General features: G+C 55.0%; 16 protein-coding genes. 9 read left to right on the top strand and 7 right to left on the bottom strand.

Annotated features, from left to right (window positions below; translation table 11 throughout):
* Positions 1 to 32 precede the first annotated feature (32 nt).
* The gene (locus PMI17_RS12270) at positions 33 to 929 is read left to right on the top strand and encodes an alpha/beta hydrolase (RefSeq protein ID WP_036621044.1); all 897 of its coding nucleotides are present in this window, start codon (positions 33 to 35) and stop codon (positions 927 to 929) included.
* Here PMI17_RS12270 and PMI17_RS12265 read toward each other — a convergent pair whose 3' ends face one another.
* Positions 930 to 1,847, bottom strand: coding sequence for a bestrophin family protein (locus tag PMI17_RS12265; RefSeq protein WP_007889927.1), 918 nt, complete (start codon positions 1,845 to 1,847; stop codon positions 930 to 932).
* 253 nt (positions 1,848 to 2,100) lie between these two features.
* On the opposite strand from PMI17_RS12265, the gene PMI17_RS12260 reads away from it, so the two are divergent.
* The gene (locus tag PMI17_RS12260) at positions 2,101 to 2,742 is read left to right on the top strand and encodes a hydrolase (protein WP_007889925.1); all 642 of its coding nucleotides are present in this window, start codon (positions 2,101 to 2,103) and stop codon (positions 2,740 to 2,742) included.
* A gap of 1 nt (position 2,743) precedes the next feature.
* Here PMI17_RS12260 and PMI17_RS25160 read toward each other — a convergent pair whose 3' ends face one another.
* Positions 2,744 to 3,187, bottom strand: coding sequence for a LysR substrate-binding domain-containing protein (locus PMI17_RS25160; RefSeq protein WP_238541542.1), 444 nt, complete (start codon positions 3,185 to 3,187; stop codon positions 2,744 to 2,746).
* A gap of 113 nt (positions 3,188 to 3,300) precedes the next feature.
* On the opposite strand from PMI17_RS25160, the gene PMI17_RS12250 reads away from it, so the two are divergent.
* Positions 3,301 to 4,317 carry an NAD(P)-dependent alcohol dehydrogenase gene (locus PMI17_RS12250; RefSeq protein WP_007889921.1) on the top strand — a complete coding sequence of 339 codons (1,017 nt, stop codon included), beginning with the start codon at positions 3,301 to 3,303 and terminating at the stop codon, positions 4,315 to 4,317.
* Between the two features lie 42 nt (positions 4,318 to 4,359).
* On the opposite strand, the gene PMI17_RS12245 is transcribed toward PMI17_RS12250, so the two are convergent.
* The gene (locus tag PMI17_RS12245) at positions 4,360 to 5,139 is read right to left on the bottom strand and encodes an L-threonylcarbamoyladenylate synthase (protein ID WP_007889920.1); all 780 of its coding nucleotides are present in this window, start codon (positions 5,137 to 5,139) and stop codon (positions 4,360 to 4,362) included.
* A 260-nt stretch (positions 5,140 to 5,399) separates the two neighbouring features.
* The gene (locus PMI17_RS12240; protein WP_007889919.1) at positions 5,400 to 6,332 is read right to left on the bottom strand and encodes a nucleoside recognition domain-containing protein; all 933 of its coding nucleotides are present in this window, start codon (positions 6,330 to 6,332) and stop codon (positions 5,400 to 5,402) included.
* Between the two features lie 374 nt (positions 6,333 to 6,706).
* Here PMI17_RS12240 and dinD point away from each other — a divergent pair, with 374 nt between their 5' ends.
* Positions 6,707 to 7,564, top strand: coding sequence for a DNA damage-inducible protein D (dinD, locus tag PMI17_RS12235; protein ID WP_007889917.1), 858 nt, complete (start codon positions 6,707 to 6,709; stop codon positions 7,562 to 7,564).
* A 72-nt stretch (positions 7,565 to 7,636) separates the two neighbouring features.
* Here the strand turns inward: dinD and gorA are convergent, their stop codons facing one another.
* The gene (gorA, locus tag PMI17_RS12230; protein WP_007889915.1) at positions 7,637 to 8,989 is read right to left on the bottom strand and encodes a glutathione-disulfide reductase; all 1,353 of its coding nucleotides are present in this window, start codon (positions 8,987 to 8,989) and stop codon (positions 7,637 to 7,639) included.
* 248 nt (positions 8,990 to 9,237) lie between these two features.
* Between gorA and rnz the strand changes: the two genes are divergently transcribed.
* Positions 9,238 to 10,149: a ribonuclease Z gene (gene rnz / locus PMI17_RS12225; protein ID WP_007889913.1), complete on the top strand. Its 912-nt coding sequence runs from the start codon at positions 9,238 to 9,240 to the stop codon at positions 10,147 to 10,149.
* Here the strand turns inward: rnz and PMI17_RS12220 are convergent.
* Both PMI17_RS12220 and PMI17_RS12215 read right to left on the bottom strand, forming a co-directional pair.
* Positions 10,146 to 10,958 (bottom strand): CPBP family intramembrane glutamic endopeptidase, encoded by an 813-nt coding sequence (locus PMI17_RS12220; protein ID WP_007889905.1) that lies wholly within the window; start codon positions 10,956 to 10,958, stop codon positions 10,146 to 10,148. The two genes, rnz and PMI17_RS12220, sit on opposite strands and share 4 nt — an antisense overlap.
* 39 nt (positions 10,959 to 10,997) lie before the next feature.
* Positions 10,998 to 11,840, bottom strand: coding sequence for a 23S rRNA (adenine(2030)-N(6))-methyltransferase RlmJ (locus tag PMI17_RS12215; protein WP_007889903.1), 843 nt, complete (start codon positions 11,838 to 11,840; stop codon positions 10,998 to 11,000).
* A 330-nt stretch (positions 11,841 to 12,170) separates the two neighbouring features.
* Here PMI17_RS12215 and PMI17_RS25725 point away from each other — a divergent pair, with 330 nt between their 5' ends.
* The 4 genes from PMI17_RS25725 to rsmJ all read left to right on the top strand — a co-directional run bounded on the left by PMI17_RS25725 (position 12,171) and on the right by rsmJ (position 16,579).
* The gene (locus PMI17_RS25725) at positions 12,171 to 12,620 is read left to right on the top strand and encodes a hypothetical protein (RefSeq protein WP_007889901.1); all 450 of its coding nucleotides are present in this window, start codon (positions 12,171 to 12,173) and stop codon (positions 12,618 to 12,620) included.
* A 127-nt stretch (positions 12,621 to 12,747) separates the two neighbouring features.
* Positions 12,748 to 13,638, top strand: a complete 891-nt coding sequence (locus PMI17_RS12205; protein WP_007889898.1) for an FKBP-type peptidyl-prolyl cis-trans isomerase — start codon at positions 12,748 to 12,750, stop codon at positions 13,636 to 13,638.
* A gap of 140 nt (positions 13,639 to 13,778) precedes the next feature.
* Positions 13,779 to 15,821, top strand: a complete 2,043-nt coding sequence (gene prlC / locus PMI17_RS12200) for an oligopeptidase A (protein ID WP_007889897.1) — start codon at positions 13,779 to 13,781, stop codon at positions 15,819 to 15,821.
* An 8-nt stretch (positions 15,822 to 15,829) separates the two neighbouring features.
* Complete coding sequence (rsmJ, locus tag PMI17_RS12195; protein ID WP_007889895.1) at positions 15,830 to 16,579, top strand: 16S rRNA (guanine(1516)-N(2))-methyltransferase RsmJ; 750 nt, start codon at positions 15,830 to 15,832, stop codon at positions 16,577 to 16,579.
* Positions 16,580 to 16,656 lie beyond the last annotated feature (77 nt).

Here is a 16,656-nt window from a genome sequence, read left to right as displayed (position 1 = left end):
CTGGCATTTTTTGCATACTGGCACTGGGCAAGATGATTACACGTCGTCACTTTTTGTTGGCAACCGGAGCAACCGCTCTCTCGATGACCACGGGCAAGTTATTTGCTCGCGACGACGTCATTCCGCTGTGGCCCGACGATCCGCCTAGCGGCGGCGGCCCTTCGGGTTTGCTTAAAGTTAACAAATACGGCTCCTGGACCAACATCGTTTCTCCCGCCATTCAGCGTTTTCGCCCGGAAAATCCCAACGGCGAAGCGGTGATTGTCGCTGCGGGCGGCGGCTATCGTTTTATCGGTATGGGGCGCGAAGCCTGGCCGGTCGCGCGCTGGCTCAATGCAAACGGCTACACCGTGTATGTGCTCAGCTACCGTTTGCCGGGTGAGAAGTGGCAGGCGGGCAATCTGGCGCCGCTGCAGGATGCGCAACGGGCGATTCGTCTGGTGCGCTCCATGGAGCGCAAGGTGCATGTGCTGGGCTTTTCCGCCGGCGGACATCTGCTCGGCATGGCCGCCGCGCGACCGGATTTCGCATCCTATCCGGCGCAGGACCCGCTGGATCAGGTCAGACCGAGCGTGGATAGCGTCGGCCTGATCTATCCGGTGATCACCCTCGAAGCGCCGTATCAGCACACCAACACGCACCTGATGCTGGTGGGCCATAACGCCACGCCAACCCAGGAAGCCAACTGGTCGGTGCAAAACTACGTCACGCGGCAATATCCGCCCACCTTCCTCGCGCAGGCCGAAGACGATCGCACCTCAAATCCCCACAATACCGAAATCATGCGCGATACCTGTCGCCGCATGCGCGTGCCGGTTGAGTTGATTGAGCTTAGCAGCGGCGGCCACGGTTTTGGTCTCGGCAAAGCGGGCACGCCTGCCGCGCTGTGGGATCAGGCTTATGTGCGCTGGCTGGATAATCTGGGTTAATCACGTCAGATTAAAATGCGCATCCGGCCGTAACGGTTCGGGCAGCGTCATATCGCCATTCATCGCTTTCAAATTGCGTTCGATGTTGACGCACAGCGCATCGAGCGGCAGATGGTTCGGCGCGGTGCCAAACGGATGTTCCAGCTCTTCCGCCAGCGCCTCGAGCGACAAAAAGGTGTAGGAGATAAACATCGACACCAGCGGCGTCATCAGATGCAAATCCGCCACCAGCGCGAACGGCAGCAGCGTACAGAACAGATAAACGGTGCGATGCAGAATCAGGCTGTAGGCAAACGGAATGGGCGTGCTGGCGATGCGATCGCAACCGCCCAGAATGGTCGACAGCTGATTAAGATTCTCATCAATGCTCTGCCAGACGATATCCGACACCAACCCTTCATCACGGCGCTGCGCCAGCCATTCGCTGAGGCACAATAAAATCTGTGAGGTCGGCAGCGGATGATGGAGCACCGCGCTGTGCCAGCGGGCGGGCAGCAAGCGCTGCAAATCCGTCTGCACCTCCGTTTTACGCAGCCGGTGCTTCAGACACCAGCAAAACGCCAGCTGCAAGCCGGTAAATTCCCGTATCTGCTCTTCGCTGACGCCGCGAATGCTTTTAATTTGCCGCAGCAGCGATCGCTGGGTGATGTGCAGGCTGCCCCACAAATTACGCGCTTCGAGAAAACGCGCATAGCTGGCGTTGTTGCGAAAGCCGAGGAAGATAGCGATCGACACGCCGACCAGGCTAAAGGGTGCGGTGGTGAGGTGAATGCCGAAGGTGGAGTACCACGGATAGCCAAAGATGGCGATCAGCGACATTAACAGGTTGAGCGACAGGCGGAACACGATGTTGCTGAGCACCGAGCCGTGCCAGTCAAACAAGCGCATAAACCAATGTTGATGAGGACGTACGATCATTTTGCGATGGTGTATTTTTTTGATTTTGTGGCAACAGGTTACGCCGCCCAGTGCGCTTGAACAACGCCCATTCTCAGCATTTTTAAGGCCAATGGCATAGCAATTAGCTGTTTTTTTATTGGTAAATCAATCTTCTATAAACGCTTTGAACAAGTTGTAAAATTCTTTGCGTTATCTCTTCCTGTTCACCTTCTCTAAAGTTCATTCCAGCAGCACAACACACAAATTTAAAACCACTTTAGAGGAACACATCATGTCTAAATTCGATCTGCTCGACCCACAGAACTCCACGCTGATTTTCATCGACCACCAGCCGCAGATGTCTTTTGGTGTGGCGAACATCGATCGCCAGCAGCTCAAAAATAATACCGTCGCCCTGGCGAAAACCGGCAAAATTTTCGACGTGCCGGTGATTTACACCTCGGTAGAAACCGAAAGCTTCAGCGGCTACATCTGGCCTGAACTGCTGGCGGTACACCCGGAAGCGAAGCCGATCGAACGTACCTCGATGAACTCATGGGAAGACGCGAAATTCGTTGAAGCGGTGGAGAAAACGGGCCGTAAGAAGTTGATTATCTCCGCGCTGTGGACTGAAGTGTGCCTAACGTTCCCTGCCTTGATGGCGTTGAAAGAGGGTTATGAAGTGTATGTGGTGACCGATACCTCGGGCGGTACCAGCGTTGATGCGCATGAACGCTCGATTCAGCGTATGGTGCAGGCAGGCGCGGTGCCGGTCACCTGGCAGCAAGTGCTGCTCGAGTACCAGCGCGACTGGTCACGCAAAGAGACCTACGATGCGGTGATGGATCTGGTGCGTGAACACAGCGGTGCTTACGGCATGGGCGTTGATTACGCCTACACCATGGTGCACAAAGCCCCGCAGCGCACCGCCTGAATCACGATGGGCGCGGCAGGCTGACTTTCAGCGCATCAATAAACAGCCGCAGCGCCATCGACTGATGTTGCAGCAGATCGCGCGGATGAACAATCGCAGCACGTCGCGCCAGATATGCCGGCGCTGCCACGGTGACAAAGGTCAGCGCACCGCCGATCGGCACCGCCACCCTATCCTGCGGCACATCCTCAATCAGCCGAATGCCGGCATCAAAACCCGCGGCAGTGATATCCACCAACGCGCCTTGCGCAGCGAAATCGAGCTGGATATCGGGATAGCGCGCGCTAAAGTCCGCCACGACGTGCTGCAACAGCAAACCGATCGAGGCATCGCTGGAGAGCCGGCTGGCGGAACTGCGTGCACAGCGTGATGTGGCCTTTGGCGCGGATGGGTAACCGCATAGGATGTTAGGCGCAATCCGCAGATAGCTGCCAAACTCAGCCATTGTGCATTTTTGCCTGGTGCGCATGAATGCGCACCCTACAACGGTCAGAGTAAGGGCGCCATTGATGGCGACCCATCCGCAAGCAATCTTATGAGCCAAGGAGACGTTCCAACATGCAAGCGATGATCCTGAAGAATCCCGGTGGATTAGAGAATCTGCAACTGGCGGATCTCCCCGATCCCGGTAAACCTGGCGCAGGTGAGATCCGTGTGGCGATCCACGCGACGTCACTCAATTTCCACGATCTGCTGGTGGCGGATGGATCGATCCCCACCGCCGATGGCCGCATTATGATGGCGGACGGCGCGGGCGTGGTGGAGGAAGTGGGGGCAGGCGTCAGCGAATTTAAGCCGGGCGACCATGTGGTGTCGTGCTTCTTCCCGCAGTGGCAGGACGGCTTGCCGTTTAGCCAGGTGGGTAATTTCGCACAAACACCGGGCGATGGTGCGCACGGCTTTGCTGCCGACGTGGTGGTGCGTCCGGCGCAACATTTTACGCTGGCACCGCGCGGCTGGCGCCATGCGGAGGCGGCGACCATTACTACATCAGGCCTCACCGCCTGGCGTGCGCTAGTGGGTGATGCACAGATTAAAGCGGGTGACACCATCGTTACGCTGGGTACCGGTGGTGTGTCGATCACGGCGTTGCAGATCGCCAAATCAATGGGCGCACGCGTGATTGTAACCTCGTCTTCTGACGAAAAACTGGCGCGCGCGCGTGAGCTGGGTGCCGATGCCGGCATCAACTATCGCACCACACCGGAGTGGGGCAAAGCGGTACAGCAACTGACCGATGGGCAAGGCGCAGATGTGGTGATTGAGCTCGGCGGTCCCGGCACCATGGCGCAGTCGATTGAGGCGGTGCGCGTTGGCGGACATATTGCGTTAATCGGTGTGCTCACCGGTCGCGAAGGCGTGATCCCCACATCATTATTGATGGCGAAACAGGCGCGAATTCAGGGGCTGATTGTCGGCCATCGTCGTCAACAACAGGAGTTCGTGCGCGCGCTGGAGCAAACCGATGCTCGGCCGGTGATTAGCGATAGCTATGGTGCGCTGAGCGATCTGCCAGCGGCGTTTAAGCATCAGCAGAGCGCGGGGCATTTTGGCAAGATTACGGTGGAGTGGTAAAACGCAGAGTCTGTTTCCATAGCGGAAACAGACCTATAAAAGTCAATAGTAGTCGCCGTGGCGATAATCCCATGAAGGGAAGATGTCAGATAACAGCGCCATAATTTTATCCACATCTAACCCTTTACGGATCAGCACCGGGCACGGCGTGATTTTACGTTCGCCGTTTTGCTGTGGAATCAGACGACCTTCGCTATCTACCATCGACACCATCACACCCTGTTCATAGCGCACTTTATTAGTGTCGTTAGGCTGGATGGACTTCACGTAAGCATTGGCTTCGATAATTAAATCGGCGCGGGCTTCAATGCGCTCGCCAATACCCTCGACCAAACCGCGATTACCCTGGCCGGACGGATTTGCCGAACTGGCAAAGGAGAATTTACCGTGCTGCTCCCACAATGCTTTTGCGATATTTTCGCCTGGCTTGCCAAATTTAATCACGAAGCAGCTGGTTTGACGGCCATCCATCATCAACTCTTTTGAGCCATCAGCGGGAATACGCGCCAGCGCATCGTCGCGCCACGGCAAAATACAGCCCAGCAGAATATCTTCATCCCAATGGCGCTGATAAAGCTGGTCGATTTCTGGCGTCAGTTGCGCCAGCGAACGCAGCTGTTCCAGCGAGCCACACAGCACTACGCCTGGTTTGTTGCGCTTGCGCTGTTTAGCTTCGAACTTACGTTCCAGCCCGGCTTTGTCGGATGTCATGATGATGTAACCCACTTTGGTGGGACTCACAATCATGCCGCCATCTTTGGCGAGAATATCAATGGCCTCAGGTTGTAAACCGCCGTTCCAGCTTATCTGCTTACCGCTCATGGAGTTACCCTATCGATGTAAAAGAGAGTGAGCAGGAATATTACCTGCGATGAATACAAGGGCTTTATTAATTAACCCGTTATTTAATCAGGGTTAATTACATTATCGAAGTATCTCTTGCGATAATAGTACTAAAATTAATGGCGGTGCAACTGCTGAAAATAACGATGAATTAAATAGGGGTAATAATAAATAACGCCTGTGAATTGTAGTGTTATTGATAAAGTGGCGCTGAAAATATTATTCAGCGCCGGAAATAATCAGAATAGGATGGCGTGCGCCACTGCACGTAGCGCGATGCCGAGCAGAATGCCGGGCACGGCGAAGCGGAACAGGCGCGGAAAGCGGCTCGACAGGCCAAGATAAATACCGATGCCGGGCAGATCGAAGGTTTGAATCAGTAATCCCGCCGAGGCGTTGATGTTGTGCGCGCTGTACAAGCCTTTCTCCACCAATCCTGCCACCACGCCGTAATAAGCGGTGCCGCCCGCCAGGCATTTGGTCAGCGCCGGAAGAATGTAGACCTCAGAAATGTGCAGCTTGTCGAGCAGCGGCGATATCAGGCGCGTCAGCATATCTATGCCGCCAGCTTCTTTTAAAACGCCAACCACCGATAACGAAATTATCAGCATCGGCAGCGACCCGAGCGCCAGACGAATCGCATCGGAACCGGCGCTGTTAATAATGCCAATCAGCCCCATTTTGCTTTCGTTGCTGGTCACGGCGTCATCTTCGTTCAGCAGGGCTGCGTCCGAAAGTTTGCGACCAAAGAAGTGATAGGTGGTCGCCGCCGCTACGACTCCGCCGCAGACCGAGATAAATAGCGCGCTGCTCCAGTGTAATCCCGCGGGAATCAGCGGATAAAAGGTGCTGGCCTGACCCATGGCAAACAGCATCGCCAGGGTAGCCGCCATATGACGATCGGAGGTACCGCGCTTTTCCATAATCGCCAGCGCCGCCAGCGGTGCCGCAAAGCTGACGAAATTAAGCTGAATCATGGCAAAAAAAGCCAGCCCGGTAATACCGAAGGGTTTTAATAACGGCGTGGCATGACGGACGACGAAGTCCAACAGACCTTTGACTTCCAGATATTTCATGATGAATAACATCACCACCATAATTGGAATTAAGGTGTAGAGCGCCACGTCCACCGAGGCTTTGCCTGCGGACATGATGATATCGATAATATTCATGCCCAATTACGACCTGTTTTCACACTGTTCTCCCCGAAAAAATATAAACCGGCAATGCCATTAAGTTTGCGGTGCGCATTAATGCGCACCCTACAACATCGCGGTAACGCGTTGTAGTTTCGTCATTAATGGCGGCCGAATAACTCAGCATCCGCGAAGAAATAAATCTTATCCGTTACGTGGACTGTTGAGTAGTGAAGAAAATGGGTTTTGTATTTCAGGAAATGAAGTATACCGAACTATTTTCCAGGACTGATTGCGGTTAAGTTCCAATAAGCGATAACGAAAAATAAGACGGACCTGCTATCGATGTAGAGGAAGGCTGGGCAGTTTGATCCCCGAGTGATGTGTGGAAACGCATTTTAGGGGGAATGATGGAAAACAAACATATTCAAATGCTGACCGATGCTTTTCAAAGCTGTTCTCAACAAACTGATAGTGGTGTGGAGTTCTGGTTAGCGCGAGATGTGCAACATCTGCTGGGATATGGCAAATGGGACAACTTTCAAAGTGTGGTTTTGAAAGCCAAAACGGCTTGCGAGATTTCAGGGCATGAGGTGTTGGATCATTTTGCCGACGTCGGGAAAATGATCGAACTTGGCAAAGGTGGGCAGCGCAAAATTGATGATGTCATGCTTACGCGGTATGCATGTTATCTGATTGCTCAAAACGGCGATCCCAGAAAGCAGGAGATTGCCTTTGCGCAGACTTACTTCGCCATGCAGACGCGTAAAGCAGAACTTATTGAATTAAGGCTGTTAGAAACTGAGCGGGTGCAGGCAAGGAAAAAACTGAGCGGAACCGAAAAAGAGCTTTCAAACGTAATCTACGAACAAACGGGTGGAAGCCAGAACTTCGCACTTATTCGCAGTAAAGGTGATTTTGCCCTGTTTAATCGTACTACTCAGGTTATGAAAGCACAGTGGGCTGTGCCAGAAAGTCGCCCATTAGCTGATTTCGCACCAACCATAATTCTAAAAGCCAAAGATTTCGCCACAGAAATTACTATTCATAATGCTCGTACGTTACAAATGCAAAGTGAGCTGCAGATATCCGGCGAGCACGTTAATAATAACCAGGCGGTAAGAGAAACATTACTCAGTCGAGGAATTAGACCTGAAAGTTTATCGGCTGCTGAAGATGTAAAAAAAGTTGAGCGGAGATTGGCTTCAGCAGAAAAGAAGTCACTTGTTAAACCAGCGAAACTGGAAAAAGATAGCGATGAACTTTAATAAATCAACATCAGGATGCATAAGCATCCTGATGTTATTTACGAGATTAGCGGTTTATTAATCAAACCGATATTAACGCATCGTCACAAATTCTTCGGCCGCGGTGGGGTGGATCGCCACGGTGTTATCGAAGTCTTTTTTGGTTGCGCCCATTTTTAGCGCCACCGCGAAGCCTTGCAGCATTTCATCCATACCGTTGCCGATACCGTGGATGCCGACAATCTTCTCTTCCGGACCGACGCACACCAGCTTCATGCGGCACGGCTGGCGATGTTGCGTTACCGCGGTGTACATCGCGGTGAAGGAGGAGGTGTACACTTTCACCTGATCGTCGCCGTGCTGCTCGCGCGCCTGCGGTTCGCTCAGGCCAACGGTGCCAATCGGCGGATGGCTGAACACCACGGTTGGCACGTTGCTGAAATCCAGATGCTCGTCCGGCTTGTTGTTAAACAGACGCTCGGAGAGACGACGACCGGCTGCTACCGCGACTGGCGTGAGCTCAACCGCGCCGGTGTTATCACCCACCGCATAAATGCCTTGCACATTGGTGTTCTGGAATTTATCGACGCTGATATAGCCTTTTTCATTCAGCTTAACGCCGGTTGCCGCCAGATTGAGGTTATCGGTCGCCGGTTCACGGCCAATCGCCCACACCAGACAATCCACAGTTTGCTCGTGGCCGCTCTCCAGCTGCAGCGTCAGGCTGCCGTCAGCGTTTTTAATCACGGCTTTCGGGATCGATTCGGTGTGCAGCGTTGGCCCTTCCGCCTGCATCACTTCTACCAGCGTATCGACGATCAGCGGATCGAAGCTGCGCAGCGGCGCGTGTTTACGCACGAACAGGTGCGTTTCTGCGCCCAGCGCATTAACCACGCCGGCCAGTTCTACCGCGATATAACCTGCACCCACCACCGCCACGCGCTTTGGCAACGCATCCAGCTCGAAGAAGCCGTCTGAGTCGATACCGTACTCCGCGCCCGGTACGTCTGGGTGGCTTGGACGACCGCCGGTGGCGATCAGAATGTGATCGGCGGTGAGTGTTTCACCGTTGACTTCCACGGTATTGGCATCGATAAAGCGCGCGAAGCCTTTGATCACTTCCACCTTATTTTTGCCCAGCACGTTGTCGTACGAGCTGTGAATGCGATCGATGTAGGCGCTACGGTTTTTCACCAGAACTGACCAGTCAAAACGGTTTACCGTGGTATCGAAGCCATAATCCGGTCCATAAAGATGAATCGCTTCAGCGATTTGCGCCGCGTGCCACATCACCTTTTTCGGTACGCAGCCGACGTTGACGCAGGTGCCGCCCAGCTCTTTGGCTTCAATCAGCGCGCATTTCTGGCCGTGCATCGCAGCGCGGTTAATCGAGGCGATACCGCCGCTGCCGCCGCCGATGGCGAGGTAGTCAAAATGTCTGGTCATCCGTTATGTCCATCTGTTGGAAGAAAATTGGCATAGAGTTTAACGCTTGAGGCGTGAGGCGCGCAAAGATTGCACCTATAAATGTAATAGGGTTGAATCCCGAAACCCGCCATACTTCAAGCCGCAGGCGCGTTGGCTGCATCCTTTAACCCCAGTCACATAGTGAACTATGCTCCTGGGATTAAAGGATTTGCCGCCTTCCTGCAACATGAATTATGACGGGTGCTACTCGTCAAAAGGAAATGAATATGCAACTGACTTTTCTCGGCACCGGCGGCGGTGCGCCCAGCCTGCAACGTAATGTCACCGCGATTGCGCTAACGCTGTCGAAACGCGGTGAAACCTGGCTGTTCGACTGCGGCGAAGCAACACAGCATCAATACATGCGCTCGGCGCTCAAGCCGGGCAAGCTGGAAAAAATCTTCATCACCCATCTGCATGGCGACCACATCTTCGGGCTGCCAGGATTGCTCACCAGCCGTTCGATGGCGGGCATCCCCGAACCGATGACCATTTACGGTCCAGCAGGTATTCGCCAGTTTATCGAGACGGCGCTCAGTTTAAGCGGCTCTTACACCTCCTATCCGCTGGAAATTGTCGAAATCGAAGCCGGTTTGGTGCTGGATGATGGCGAATTTCGTGTTACTGCCTGGCCGATGAATCATGTGATTGAGTGCTTTGGCTATCGCATTGAGCAGCACGACAAGCCGGGCTTCCTTGATGCGCCGCGTTTGAAAGCAGAAGGCGTACCGCGCGGTCCGTGGTATCAGGATTTAAAAGCAGGCAAGCGCATCCAGCTGGAGGATGGTCGGGAGATCAACGGCGCGGAGTATCTTGGGCCTGCTACCAAAGGCAAAGTGCTGGCGATATTTGGCGACACCGCACCCACCGATGTTGCGCTGCAGCTGGCCGCCAATGCCGATGTGATGGTGCATGAAACCACGCTGGAAACGGCGCTGCAGGAGAAAGCCAACGGGCGCGGTCACTCAACCACGATTCAGGCAGCCGAAGTGGCCAAACAATCAGGCGCTAAGCGCTTGATCGCCACGCATTTCAGCTCGCGCTATTTATCGAAGGATCGGGAAAAACTGCTGGCGGAGTGCCAGTCGGTGTTTGCTGCGACCGAGCTGGCACATGATTTCGCGGTGTTCGAGGTTTAGTGCTGTAGCGCCGGATAGGTGAAGAACAGCAGGTGCGTCATGTTGAAAATGAAATGCACGCCGGTGGCAACCCACAGGCGTCCACTCCAGTGCCACGCCAGACCGTAAATCAGCCCGGCCAGCGTGGCGAAGATCATCAGCAGCGGCCCGCCGGGAAAATGCGCTAAACCAAACAGCAGCGACGTCAGCAGCAGTGCCGCCACGGCGCCGATGTGCTGGCGCAGGCGCTGCTGCAGATAGCCGCGAAAGAACGCTTCTTCCGCCAGTGAAACGAAGAACAGGTTCGCCAGCATAAAACTGCCCAGCCACTCCGGCCAGTGCGGCTCAACGGCCAAACCACCTAACTGCACCGCCACGTAGAGCAGCAGCGGAATCGCCGCCAGCAGCGCCAGCCACAAAATTTTGTAACGTGGCGGAGCGGCCTTGGTGCGAAACAGCTGCGGCAAGCAGATGAGCAACACAAACGGAATCAGCGCTTTATCGAAGTTGTAGGAGAAGCTGAACGGCAGGCTGAGCGGCCCGGCCTGCACATCTTCAACCTGGCGCGGATTTTTGAAGCCCGGGAAAAAGTGCATAAACAGGCCAATGGCGATGGCAACCAGCGCGGCTTCACTGACCAGCTGAATCCAGCGCGCGCTGTTTTCGACGCGAACCCACGCGATAATGGCTATTGCGCCGAGCAGCAGCATCGCCGGCCAATCCAGCACATCCTGAAACAGGCCGAGAATCGTGGCCAGCGTGAGCAGCAGTACCGAAAAACGTTTGGCGGGCGACAGCACAGCGAGCGCGCCAGCCAGAATGATCCACATGATAATTATCCTATTTGGCTGGCAGCGCCGTGAGCGAACTTACTCTGGTACGATCTGCGTGACGCTGAAGTGACCGGTGCCGGCTGGCACCAGCTTCTGATGCAGCCACGGCAGCAGCTCTTCCATCTGTGCTTTGAGCTTCCACGGCGGGTTAATGACGATCATGCCGGAGGCGGTCATGCCGCGCTGATCGCTGTCCGGACGTACCGCCAGCTCAATCTGCAGAATGTTGCGGATATTAGTGGCCTGCAAATCTTTTACCATGTGCTTGATCTGCTGACGCATTACCACTGGATACCACAGCGCGAACACGCCGGTGGCGAAGCGCTTGTGGCCTTCCTGAATGCCTTTCACCACATCCTGATAATCGCTTTTCATCTCATATGGCGGATCGATCAGAATCAGACCGCGACGGCTCAGCGGCGGCAGTTTGGCTTTCAGCTGCTGATAGCCATCGCCACGCGCCACGCGCGCGCGCGAATCTTTGCTGAACTCGGTGCGCAGCAGCGGATAATCGCTGGAGTGCAGCTCGGTCAGCTCCATCTTGTCCTCTTCACGCAGCAGGAAGCGGGCAATCAACGGTGAACCGGGATAATACTTTAAGGTGCCGTGTGGGTTGAGATTACGCACCGCCGAAAGATACGGCTTCAGCAGCTCAGGCACATCCGGCTGCTGCCAGATACGGCCGATGCCTTCCAGATATTCACCGGTACGCTCGGCGTGCTCACCGCTCAGCAGGTAACGTCCGGCACCGGCATGGGTATCCAGATAGAGGAAAGGTTTCTCCTTCTCCATCAGGGCGGTGAGGATCAGGCTTTCAACGGTGTGTTTCAGCACGTCGGCATGGTTGCCGGCATGAAAACTGTGGCGATAACTCAGCATAAAAGAGAGGGGTCCGCGGTTGGATCAAAGGGAGTCAATACATCGTGTGTGGCGCGATTATAGCCGTGCTGGGTAAAAATTGCTGACGTTTTGCGAGACGCTTAAGTTTTGCGATAAAGCGTCGCTATAGCGGGTTGCGACTTGCCTGGTTATCAGCGAATATTCCTAAGGAAAATTCCTTACTCGAATTTCATCCATAGATTAAGTAAGTTAGTCTGCGCTAAACCAAGCGGTCATAAGCCAAATGCCAGAGAGTCTGGCAGGAAACTTTCCGGTTAAGGCCGTATAATTTTTTGCTTCAAGCATCTCTAACAACTCCTGGTGAAAATAATGAAAAAAATGACTGGTATCGCGGTGGCAAGCCTGTTGGTACTGACGGGCTGCGCGAAACAACAACCCGTTCATAGTTTGGTCACACCGCCAACTGCGGACGAGCAGCCTGCTGCGCAAAATGCGCCAGAGCAGCAAGGTACTCCTTTTGTGGCTTCCGCACCGGCTCAGCCAGCAAGCGCCTCATTTAGTGACGACCGTGCCAGCAACATTCAGCAGTGCCGCAAAGAGCTCGACGCGATGCGCCTTTATAGCCAGGCCTCGTATGACAGCTATCAAGCCGAATTCCAGAAAATCGGTGCCCAGACCAATAAATATCTGCAAATTAAAGATTCAATTGGCGCGGATATTAACGATTTAGTGATGCCACGTTATCAGTTCCAGATTCGTGAGTTGTGTTTCCGTATTAAGACTCGTCTGTCACAGCTGATTATTCGCCAGGCCGGTTAACACGCGCGTTCTTAATCATACCCGCGAAGTAGCAGCGCGATATTTCGCGCGCAGGATGGGCTTCATCTCTATTTTATCCATAGAGATGAAGCCTTTTGTGTTCTTAAGGCTGCCTCAGGAGATTGTGATGACACAGCGTCATCTGCCCGTTGTCCTTTTCATCACCGCACTATTATTCCCGGCGCTGGCTTGCGCGGCTTCTGAAGAGGAGATGCTGCACGCCTTTGGCGATGCCGCACGCACGCTGCCTCCTGTACCAGGCCAAAAGCCAAAACCGCAGTTACCGCCGGTAGCAAAACCGGTCGCCAGGCCTGTCGTCCATGCAGCCGATCAGAGAGAAGTGAAGCAATTGCGCGCCCGCATCAGCGAGCTGGAAAAGCAATTGGCGGCCAGGCAGACCAGGAGCGATGCCAGCACGATCGCGGCACCGCAAAGTGATGCCGAACGTGATGGCTATACGCTGGGCCAATCCATCGCCAGCAATGCCGTCGCGCAGCTGCAAATGGTAAAAGATGTCGGTCTCGACATCAGCATGGATCAGTTGATCGCTGGCGTAACCACGCAGTTGAAAACCGGCACCTCGGCGCTAAGCAGTAAAGAGATGGCGCAGCGTTATGCCACGATGCAGGCGTCGATCAATAAAGGGATGAGTGCGCTAATTGCCAAAGGCTATGCGCAGCTGAATCAGCAGCTAGAGAAGCGCAAGGCGCTGCGGGCAGAAAACGGTATGCACTGGTTTGCGGTGAAATCGGTGCAATCGAAGCTCATTCCTGACCAGCCGGTAGAACTTAACGTAAAAGTCAGCACCTTGAGCGGCAAAGTCATTAACAATTTTGCGGATGACAACGTGCCCTTTGATAATCATCTGCCGCCGCTGATGCATGACGGCATGTCGCTCACCGGTAAAGGGGGCGAAGTGGAAGGCTGGGCGCTGGCCAAAGATATCTTTGAGCGTGAACCATTGCCGCCGTGGGTGGCGCCGTACGATGTCATCCATTATCAGCTCGCGATTAAATAATCTTCAGCCTGCCTTCTGGCGGGCTTTTCTTCGCTAGTCCATCCTTAGTGGCATTGATTTTCATGCCATCAAGCCGCATGTTAGTAAAATTGTGTCGCGCGAGAGTTCGCGCGCAACTTCATCATGAAAGGACTGCGCTTATGACCAATCCGTTACTCACGCCTTTTTCGCTTCCGCCGTTTTCTGCCATCAAACCTGAACATGTGGTTCCAGCGGTTACCGAAGCGCTGAACGACTGCCGTGCAGCGGTGGAACGCGTAGTGGCGCAAGGCGCGCCCTACACATGGAATAATCTGGTTCAGCCGCTGGCTGAAGTGGACGATCGCTTAGGTCGCCTGTTCTCGCCGGTCAGCCACCTCAATTCAGTGAAAAATAGCCCGGAACTGCGTGAAGCTTACGAGCAAACGCTGCCGCTGCTCTCCGAGTACAGCACCTGGGTTGGCCAGCACGAAGGTTTATATCAGGCATATCGCAACCTGAAAGAGGGCGATAGCTACGCGGGCCTCGATACTGCGCAGCAGAAAGCGGTGGATAACAGCCTGCGTGATTTCGAGTTGTCCGGTATCGGCCTCGATAAAGCGAAACAGAAGCGCTATGGCGAAATCGCTGCGCGTCTGTCTGAGCTGGGCTCGACGTATAGCAACAACGTGCTTGATGCCACCATGGGCTGGAGCAAGCTGGTGACCGATGAAGCCGATCTGGCGGGCATGCCGGAGAGCGCGCTGGCCGCAGCCAAAGCACAGGCCGAAGCCAGAGAGCAACAGGGCTGGCTGCTGACGCTGGATATCCCAAGCTATCTGCCTGTCATGACCTATTGCGATAACGCCGCGCTGCGTGAAGAGCTGTATCGCGCCTATTCAACGCGTGCGTCCGAGCAGGGCCCGAATGCCGGCAAATGGGACAATGGTCCGGTGATGGCGGAAGAGCTGGCGCTGCGCCACGAACTGGCTCAGCTGCTGGGCTTCGACTCCTACGCTGACAAATCGCTGGCCACTAAAATGGCGGAAAGTCCGGCGCAGGTTATTGAGTTCCTCACCGATCTGGCGAAACGTGCGCGTCCGCAGGGCGAAAAAGAGCTGGCTCAGCTGCGCGCCTTCGCCAAAAAAGAGTTCGGCGTCGACGAGATGAATCCGTGGGATTTGACCTACTACGGCGAAAAGCAGAAACAGCATCTCTACACCATCAGCGATGAGCAGCTGCGTCCGTACTTCCCGGAAGCGCGCGCGGTAAGTGGCCTATTTGAAGTAGTAAAACGCATCTACGGCATTACTGCCAAAGAGCGCAAAGACGTGGATGTTTACCATCCGGACGTACGCTTCTTCGATCTGTTCGATGAAAGCGGCGAACTGCGCGGCAGCTTCTATCTCGACCTGTATGCGCGCGAACACAAGCGTGGCGGCGCGTGGATGGACGATTGTGTGGGCCAGATGCGTAAAGCCGATGGCAGCCTGCAGAAGCCGGTGGCGTATCTCACCTGTAACTTCAACCGTCCGCTGCAGGGCAAACCGGCGCTGTTCACGCATGATGAAGTGATCACGCTGTTCCACGAATTTGGTCATGGTCTGCATCACATGCTGACGCGCATCGAAACGCCGGGCGTATCCGGTATCAGCGGTGTGCCGTGGGATGCCGTGGAGCTGCCGAGCCAGTTTATGGAGAACTGGTGCTGGGAGCCGGAAGCGCTGGCGTTTATCTCCGGCCACTATGAAACCGGCGAACCGCTGCCGAAGGAACTGCTGGATAAAATGCTGGCGGCGAAAAACTATCAGGCGGCGCTGTTTATCCTGCGTCAGCTGGAGTTCGGCCTGTTCGATTTCCGCCTGCATACCGAGTTCGATCCGGCGAAAGGCGCGCAAATCCTCGAAACCCTGCGTGAAGTGAAGAAGCAGGTTGCCGTGGTGCCAAGCCCGGAGTGGGGCCGCTTCCCGCACGCCTTCAGCCACGTGTTCGCCGGCGGTTATGCGGCAGGTTACTACAGCTATCTGTGGGCCGATGTGCTGGCTGCCGATGCCTATTCGCGCTTCGAAGAAGAGGGCATTTTCAACCGTCAGACTGGCCAGTCGTTCCTCGACAACATCCTGACGCGTGGCGGTTCTGAAGAGCCAATGGAGCTGTTCAAACGCTTCCGAGGCCGTGAACCACAGCTCGATGCGATGCTGGAACACTACGGAATTCAGGGATAAGCCGGCTTGTGAAAATTGGTTTAATCGATGAATCAGGCGCCGGAGACGGCGCCTTATTACATTTGGCTGAGCGCTGGGGCCTGCAGCAGGACGTTCAGGCGACCATGGCGCTGGTGTTAACGCCGCAGCACCTTGAACTGCGTAAGCTGGATGAGCCTAAACTTGGCGGCATCTTTGTGGATTTCGTGTCGGGTGCGATGGCGCATCGGCGTAAGTTTGGTGGCGGTCGCGGCGAAGCGGTGGCGAAAGCAGTCGGCATCAAAAGTGGTTATCTGCCTGAAGTGATTGATGCGACGGCCGGATTAGGGCGCGATGCCTTTGTGCTGGCGGCGCTCGGTTGTCGTGTGCGTATGCTAGAGCGGCATCCGGTGGTGGCGGCGTTGCTGGAGGATGGTTTGCGTCGTGGCTACGAGGATGCAGAGATTGGCGGCTGGCTGCGCGATCGCCTTACGCTACTGCATGTCGTTAGCCAACAGGCACTGAGCGAGATCACTCCCGCACCGGATGTGGTGTATCTCGATCCGATGTATCCGCATCGGCAGAAAAGCGCGATGGTAAAGAAAGAGATGCGCGTGTTTCAGTCGCTGGTGGGGCCCGATCAAGATGCCGATGCGCTGCTGGAACCGGCGCGCCGACTGGCGAAGAAGCGTATCGTGGTGAAGCGTCCGGACTACGCGCCGCCGCTAGCGGGCGTGGTGACACAAGATGCGGTGGTGACTAAAAGCCATCGTTTTGATATTTATCCGCCGCTGGCGTAGATCGTGCGGGCATGAAAAAGGTCGGCATGAATGCCGACCCTACGAATTGTCAGGTCAGCATTCACGCTGACCTGATC

The organism is Pantoea sp. GM01, assembly GCF_000282675.1.
In the GTDB taxonomy this organism is placed as follows: domain Bacteria; phylum Pseudomonadota; class Gammaproteobacteria; order Enterobacterales; family Enterobacteriaceae; genus Pantoea; species Pantoea nemavictus.
The sequence above is the reverse complement of the archived record's forward strand: the minus strand, read 5'-3'. Positions and strand labels throughout refer to the sequence as shown.

What these genes read in the sequence shown, in the direction of transcription:
- PMI17_RS12270 (WP_036621044.1), top strand. Translation starts at nt 33, where the DNA reads ATGATTACACGTCGTCACTTTTTGTTGGCAACCGGAGCAACCGCTCTC.
- PMI17_RS12265 (WP_007889927.1), bottom strand. Translation starts at nt 1,847, where the DNA reads ATGATCGTACGTCCTCATCAACATTGGTTTATGCGCTTGTTTGACTGG.
- PMI17_RS12260 (WP_007889925.1), top strand. Translation starts at nt 2,101, where the DNA reads ATGTCTAAATTCGATCTGCTCGACCCACAGAACTCCACGCTGATTTTC.
- PMI17_RS25160 (WP_238541542.1), bottom strand. Translation starts at nt 3,187, where the DNA reads ATGGCTGAGTTTGGCAGCTATCTGCGGATTGCGCCTAACATCCTATGC.
- PMI17_RS12250 (WP_007889921.1), top strand. Translation starts at nt 3,301, where the DNA reads ATGCAAGCGATGATCCTGAAGAATCCCGGTGGATTAGAGAATCTGCAA.
- PMI17_RS12245 (WP_007889920.1), bottom strand. Translation starts at nt 5,139, where the DNA reads ATGAGCGGTAAGCAGATAAGCTGGAACGGCGGTTTACAACCTGAGGCC.
- PMI17_RS12240 (WP_007889919.1), bottom strand. Translation starts at nt 6,332, where the DNA reads ATGAATATTATCGATATCATCATGTCCGCAGGCAAAGCCTCGGTGGAC.
- dinD (WP_007889917.1), top strand. Translation starts at nt 6,707, where the DNA reads ATGGAAAACAAACATATTCAAATGCTGACCGATGCTTTTCAAAGCTGT.
- gorA (WP_007889915.1), bottom strand. Translation starts at nt 8,989, where the DNA reads ATGACCAGACATTTTGACTACCTCGCCATCGGCGGCGGCAGCGGCGGT.
- rnz (WP_007889913.1), top strand. Translation starts at nt 9,238, where the DNA reads ATGCAACTGACTTTTCTCGGCACCGGCGGCGGTGCGCCCAGCCTGCAA.
- PMI17_RS12220 (WP_007889905.1), bottom strand. Translation starts at nt 10,958, where the DNA reads ATGTGGATCATTCTGGCTGGCGCGCTCGCTGTGCTGTCGCCCGCCAAA.
- PMI17_RS12215 (WP_007889903.1), bottom strand. Translation starts at nt 11,840, where the DNA reads ATGCTGAGTTATCGCCACAGTTTTCATGCCGGCAACCATGCCGACGTG.
- PMI17_RS25725 (WP_007889901.1), top strand. Translation starts at nt 12,171, where the DNA reads ATGAAAAAAATGACTGGTATCGCGGTGGCAAGCCTGTTGGTACTGACG.
- PMI17_RS12205 (WP_007889898.1), top strand. Translation starts at nt 12,748, where the DNA reads ATGACACAGCGTCATCTGCCCGTTGTCCTTTTCATCACCGCACTATTA.
- prlC (WP_007889897.1), top strand. Translation starts at nt 13,779, where the DNA reads ATGACCAATCCGTTACTCACGCCTTTTTCGCTTCCGCCGTTTTCTGCC.